Origin of the sequence: Mesorhizobium sp. M7A.F.Ca.CA.002.09.1.1, from assembly GCF_003998555.1 — a bacterium.
GTDB lineage: Bacteria > Pseudomonadota > Alphaproteobacteria > Rhizobiales > Rhizobiaceae > Mesorhizobium > Mesorhizobium ciceri.
Window position 1 is genome coordinate 1 of record NZ_RZRR01000338.1, and the last position, 5,440, is coordinate 5,440.

Sequence of the window (5,440 nt, forward strand, 5' to 3'; positions counted from 1 at the left end):
GAATATGACAGGCGGGCGCTCGGCTCGGAGGATGACAATTTCCGCCTCGACCCGATGCCGGCAGCGACCTGCCAGGCGGAGTTCGCGCGCATCGACCCAGTCGCCGCTGCGCTCGGAGCTCCGCTACGCGAGCGGCTGAAGCCGGACCAGGCGTTCTGCTATGGGCGCGACTACGATGCAGCGCATCTCGGCTCGCACCCCGATCAACTCACCCAGTCGATCCGGGTTTTCCGCGGCAAGGTAGAACTGGCGTCCTTCGCCTCGGGCGGTGACACCGCCAATTGGCCAGACGGCGCCGACATTGCCGTTACCGTCACCACACGGCAGAAATCGGCCAAGGTGACGCAGACCTATTCCTGCCAGGGCGAAGCCGACCAGTGGCGCTGCGCGGCCAGCACGAAGATGAGCAATTTCTCCTGCGACATCGCGCAGAAGGAGATTTTCCTCAAGCGTGGCGCCAACGGCACGATGATGCTGGCCAACCCAAACAGCGCGCTTGCAATCGTCGACCTGTGTTCGAAGGCGGACGCCGGAAAGACGAAATCCGACGACAAGGTCTATCGGCTGCAGCCGATGCCGCAATCGGCCTGCTCGCCTTGAGCTTCAATGGAGGGCGCGAATGGATAAGGCAAAAGTCTTTTGGTCTGGCGGATCGCAAGCAGTACGCATGCCGAAGAAATACCGTTTCGATACCGGCGAGATTTCAATCCTTCGCGAGGGCCGAGCGGTCGTTCTCGAACCGCTTGCGCAGGATTGGGTCTGGCTCGACAGTTTGACCGGGCCACTTGACGACGATTTTGTTGAGGCAGCTTTGGAAGGCCGATAGAGACTGGCGGCGCAGACCATAGGATCCATGCGTGACATCTGAGCGCTGCTGCGGTGCAGAATTCTGTTCCGCTGCACTCTACGGACAAGGTCGCGGCATGGATCTTCGGGTCTCCGCGACGGAGCTTCGCTCCTGCTTCGCCCGTGGATGACGAAGTCGAGAAGCTTCGGTTAATTTTCCCAAGTCGCTACAGGAAATCGCCTCAGGCAAACGGCACGGCGGTTGTGCCCTTCGGCAGCTTGGCCTCGTCGTCGGGCTCGACGTGGATGGTGACGCGCACCGAGGGGATTTCGGCCTTCAGCGCGTCCTCGATGCGGTCGCAGATGACATGGCTGGCGCCGACCGACATGTCTGCGTCGACGACCAGATGAAACTCGATGAAGGTGGCGCGGCCGGCGATGCGCGTCTTGAGGTCGTGCACTTCAAGCGCGCCCTTGCAGTTGGCCGAGATGACGTCGCGGATGCGCATGTGCTCCTGGGTGTCGACGGCGCGGTCCATCAGCCCGTTCATCGACGAGCCGATGACATGCCAGCCCTGCCACAGAATGTTCAGCGCCACGAGGACGGCAAGTGCGGGGTCGAGGATCTGCCAGCCGGTCAGGATCGCCCCGACCAGGCCGCCGAAGACCCCGATCGAGGTCACCACGTCGGTCATGATGTGGTTGCCGTCGGCGACCAGTGCCGGTGATTTCTCCGCCCTGCCGGCGCGGATCAGCGTCCAGGCCCAGAAGGCGTTGATAATCGTGGCAACGCCGTTGACCGCAAGACCTTCCCAAGGCTGTTCCAAGGGTGACGGAGTCTGCCAGGAGCGCCAGACCTCGTTGAGGATCAATAGCGCGGCAAGCACGATCAACACGCCTTCCAGCACTGCCGAGAAATACTCGGCCTTGTGATGGCCGAAGGGATGATCCTGGTCGGCCGGCTTGTGGCTGATCTGGATCGCCCAGAAGGCGGCGACCGAGGCGATGACGTTGACGATCGATTCCAGTGCGTCCGAATAGAGTGCGACTGAGCCGGTGACGTACCAGGCGGCAGCTTTCAGCGCGAGCACGACAAAGGCGACGATAATCGACCAGAAGGCGAGGTTCGCGACCTTGCGCTTCGCGGCCGCCTTGGCCGCGATCGCCATCGTGTTCTCGGCTTCGGCCATGATCGTCAGGCGGCCTTTTCCTTGGCCTTGCGCGGCAGGTGGGCGACGATGTTCTCGATGATGCGCATGCCGGCATTGTGCCCGAGCGTCATGATCGATTCCGGGTGGAATTGCACTGCGGCGATCGGCTCCTTGCGGTGCTCGAAGGCCATGATGACGCCGTCCTCGGTCTCGGCCGTGACGATGAAATCGTCGGGCAGCCGCACCGGATCGGCAAAGATCGAGTGGTAGCGGCCGACGGTGACTTCCTTGGGCAGGCCGGAGAAGATGATGCCGGGCTTGGAGACGCGGATGCGCGACGGCTTGCCGTGCATCGGTATGTGCAGCTGCCGCAGTTCGCCGCCATAGGCCTCGGCCAATGCCTGCAGGCCAAGGCAGACGCCGAAGATCGGCAGTTCGCGGGCGCGCGCCTTCTTGATGGTTGCGGCGCAATCGAAGTCCTTCGGCGTGCCGGGGCCGGGCGACAGCACGACGAGGTCGGGTTTCAGCCGGTCGAAGACTTCCTCATGCACCGGCGAGCGAACGGTCGAGACGTTGGCGCCGGTCTGGCGAAAATAATTGGCCAGCGTGTGGACGAAACTGTCCTCGTGGTCGACCAGCAGGATGTTGACGCCGTCGCCGACGCGCGCGGTGGTGCGCTCGGTGCTGGCGGAATTGCCTGTCTTGGCGTCGCGGATGGCGGAGAGCATGGCGGATGCCTTCAGTTCGGTTTCGGCTTCTTCTTCCTCGGGAATGCTGTCGAACAGCAATGTGGCGCCGGCGCGCACTTCGGCAATGCCGTCCTTGATACGGATGGTGCGGAGCGTCAGGCCGGTGTTCATGTCGCCGTTGAAATTGACCATGCCGATCGCGCCGCCATACCAGGCGCGCGGGCTCTTCTCGTTCTGCTCGATAAAGCGCATGGCCCATAGCTTCGGCGCGCCGGTGACGGTGACCGCCCAGGCATGCGACAGGAAGGCATCGAAGGCATCCATGCCTTCGCGCAGCCTGCCTTCGATGTGGTCGACCGTATGGATCAGGCGCGAATACATCTCGATCTGGCGCCGGCCGATAACGCGCACCGAACCCGGCTCGCAGACCCGCGACTTGTCGTTGCGGTCGACGTCCGAGCACATGGTCAGCTCGGATTCGTCTTTCTTCGAGTTGAGCAGTTTCAGGATCTGCTCTGAGTCGGAAATTGCGTCGTCGCCGCGCTTGATGGTGCCCGAGATCGGGCAGGTCTCGACGCGGCGGCCGTTGACGCGCACGAACATTTCGGGCGAGGCGCCGATCAGATATTCACCTTCGCCCAGATTGATGAAGAAGGAATAGGGCGACGGATTGATGGCCTTCAGCTTGCGCGAAATCTCGGACGGCTGCGTCTCGCAGCGCTCGTAGAACATCTGGCCCGGCACGACCTCGAACAGGTCGCCGCGCTTGAACGAATCCATCGCCTTGCGCACCAGGTCGGCGTATTCTCCGGGTTCATGGTCGCCGCGCGGCGGGATGCGGTCGGGGCTCTTGAACGGCTCGGAGATTTCGTCGCGCGGCAGCCCTTCGGTCGAAAAACCCTCGCCGGCATAGTCGTAGCGGTCGGTCCATGCCTTGGCCGAATAATGGTCGACGACCAGGATCTCGTCAGGCAGGAACAGCACCAGGTCGCGCTGGCTTGGCTTGCGTTCGAGCTTGTAGTCTACCGGGTCGAACTGGAAGGCGAGATCGTAGCCGAAAGCGCCGTAGAGACCTAGATTGGCGTCTTCCTCGGTCTTGAACAGAGCGGTGATGGCGCGCAGCACCGTGAACACCGAAGGAACGCGGCTGCGCTCTTCTTCCGTGAAGACACGGCCGGGCTTGGCGACGTCGAGACGGATGAGCCTTTTCGATGTCTCGGCGATGGTGATATCGGCCAGGCTACCCAGCGCCTTGCCGATGACCGGCAACAACACCTCGCCACGGCCGTTGAGGGCCTCGACACGCATGGCGCGGCCGCGCGCGGAGATAACCAGAGGCGGGTCGATGATGGCGGTGTCCCAGCGCGTGTAGCGGCCGGGATATTCATAGTTTGAGGAAAACACCGCGCCGCGGCGCGAATTCAGGCCGTCGACGTAAGCGTCGATCGCGCCCGCATACGGCCGGTCGTGGCGCGCGCGGGTGATGGTGATGCCACCCGCGGTCACGAAACTTTCCGCGCCGTTTTCCAGAACCTTCATCGTCATTGCCGTCTCCATCAGCTTCTTGGGGCAACGGACCCGGGAATGGCTTGGAAAAAACAAATGGCCGCCCGGACTTTCCGTTGCGGCCACCCTCTCTATTCACGCGCACGTGTTCGAACAGGCCGCTGTCAGCAGGCCCACCACCAAATGGTCTTGATCGAACGCATATTCATGGCGAAATCCATAGCTGCGAAAAGAAGGATGCGCAACAGGTTTGAAAGTCTGTTCGTTGGCCGCCGCTTCTCAGGCTCATGGCACATCGCCAGAGCCGACAGTGCCGCTTAGAGTGCTCATCCAACAGCAGGAAGACGGGAAAATAACCATGACCGAGCAGATCGAGCGTGCGCGGACGTTTCATTCCCTCCACGTCAAGGGCAACCCGGTCGTCCTCTACAATGCCTGGGATCCGGGTTCGGCCAAGATCATCGAGAAAGCGGGTGCCAAGGCGATCGCCACCGGAAGCTGGCCGGTCGCGGCCGCGTTCGGCTACGCCGATGGCGAGAAAATCCCGCTGGAACTGGCGCTCGACAACATCAAGCGCATCGTCGGGTCGGTCGACCTGCCGGTGACCATGGACCTCGAGGGCGGCTACGGCGTTGACCCGGAAATCGTCGCTCGCACGGTGACGTTGGCGCTGCGGGCCGGCGCTATCGGTTTCAATTTCGAGGATCAGATTGTCGGTGGCAGCGGCCTGCATGACATTTCCGTGCAGGCAAAGCGCATCGAAGCCGCGGCGGCGGCCGTCAAGGCTTCCGGCATACCGGCATTCATCAACGCTCGAACCGACATCTTCCTCAAGGCGAAACCGGATGCGCATGATGACCTTCTGCTCGACCAGGCCATCGAGCGCGCACAGGCCTTCGAAAAAGCCGGCGCGCACGGCTTCTTTGCGCCGGGCCTTGGCGACGAAGGCCTGATCGAGACGCTCTGCAAGGCAATTGCGTTGCCGGTCAACATCATTGCGCTGGCGCATGTGCCGCCGCGCCAGCGGGTGGCGGAACTGGGTGTCGCCCGCATCAGTCACGGCCCGGTGCCTTACCGGCAGATGGCGGAATGGCTGGAGGCGAAAGCGCGACTGGCTATTTCGGGCTAAGTCAGTCCTCCAGCGTTCCCGACCGGGCATCAGTGCTCTTCCTGTCGCCGACCAGCTTCAGAAGATCTTCGCCGGCGCGGATGATGCGGCGCGAGCGGCGGGTCAGGATGATGCCGTCCTGCGGCGCGAACACTTCGGTGCGGCCATCGGTTTCACCCGGTGCATGGACGATGGTGGCG

At 62.8% G+C, this 5,440-nt stretch carries 4 protein-coding genes and 2 pseudogenes; 3 read left to right on the top strand and 3 right to left on the bottom strand.

Translation table 11 applies throughout. The features are described from left to right. Positions 1 to 600: pseudogene (locus tag EN994_RS16235) on the top strand (hypothetical protein); the annotation flags it as partial. A gap of 19 nt (positions 601 to 619) precedes the next feature. Then, a complete protein-coding gene (locus EN994_RS16240; protein WP_013529937.1) occupies positions 620 to 826 on the top strand; it encodes an AbrB/MazE/SpoVT family DNA-binding domain-containing protein in 207 nt (68 codons plus the stop codon). Between the two features lie 202 nt (positions 827 to 1,028). Here EN994_RS16240 and EN994_RS16245 read toward each other — a convergent pair whose 3' ends face one another. After that, positions 1,029 to 1,976: a cation diffusion facilitator family transporter gene (locus EN994_RS16245; protein ID WP_013529938.1), complete on the bottom strand. Its 948-nt coding sequence runs from the start codon at positions 1,974 to 1,976 to the stop codon at positions 1,029 to 1,031. A gap of 5 nt (positions 1,977 to 1,981) precedes the next feature. Continuing rightward, on the bottom strand, positions 1,982 to 4,171 hold the full coding sequence (locus tag EN994_RS16250; RefSeq protein WP_013529939.1) for an anthranilate synthase: 2,190 nt from the start codon (positions 4,169 to 4,171) through the stop codon (positions 1,982 to 1,984). A gap of 319 nt (positions 4,172 to 4,490) precedes the next feature. On the opposite strand from EN994_RS16250, the gene EN994_RS16255 reads away from it, so the two are divergent. Then, positions 4,491 to 5,261, top strand: a complete 771-nt coding sequence (locus EN994_RS16255) for an isocitrate lyase/phosphoenolpyruvate mutase family protein (protein ID WP_127307645.1) — start codon at positions 4,491 to 4,493, stop codon at positions 5,259 to 5,261. 1 nt (position 5,262) lies between these two features. Here EN994_RS16255 and EN994_RS36870 read toward each other — a convergent pair. Then, positions 5,263 to 5,440: pseudogene (locus EN994_RS36870) on the bottom strand (peptidase M14); the annotation flags it as partial.

Coding starts and splice junctions, on each gene's coding strand:
- EN994_RS16240 (WP_013529937.1), top strand. CDS start 620: ATGGATAAGGCAAAAGTCTTTTGGTCTGGCGGATCGCAAGCAGTACGC.
- EN994_RS16245 (WP_013529938.1), bottom strand. CDS start 1,976: ATGGCCGAAGCCGAGAACACGATGGCGATCGCGGCCAAGGCGGCCGCG.
- EN994_RS16250 (WP_013529939.1), bottom strand. CDS start 4,171: ATGACGATGAAGGTTCTGGAAAACGGCGCGGAAAGTTTCGTGACCGCG.
- EN994_RS16255 (WP_127307645.1), top strand. CDS start 4,491: ATGACCGAGCAGATCGAGCGTGCGCGGACGTTTCATTCCCTCCACGTC.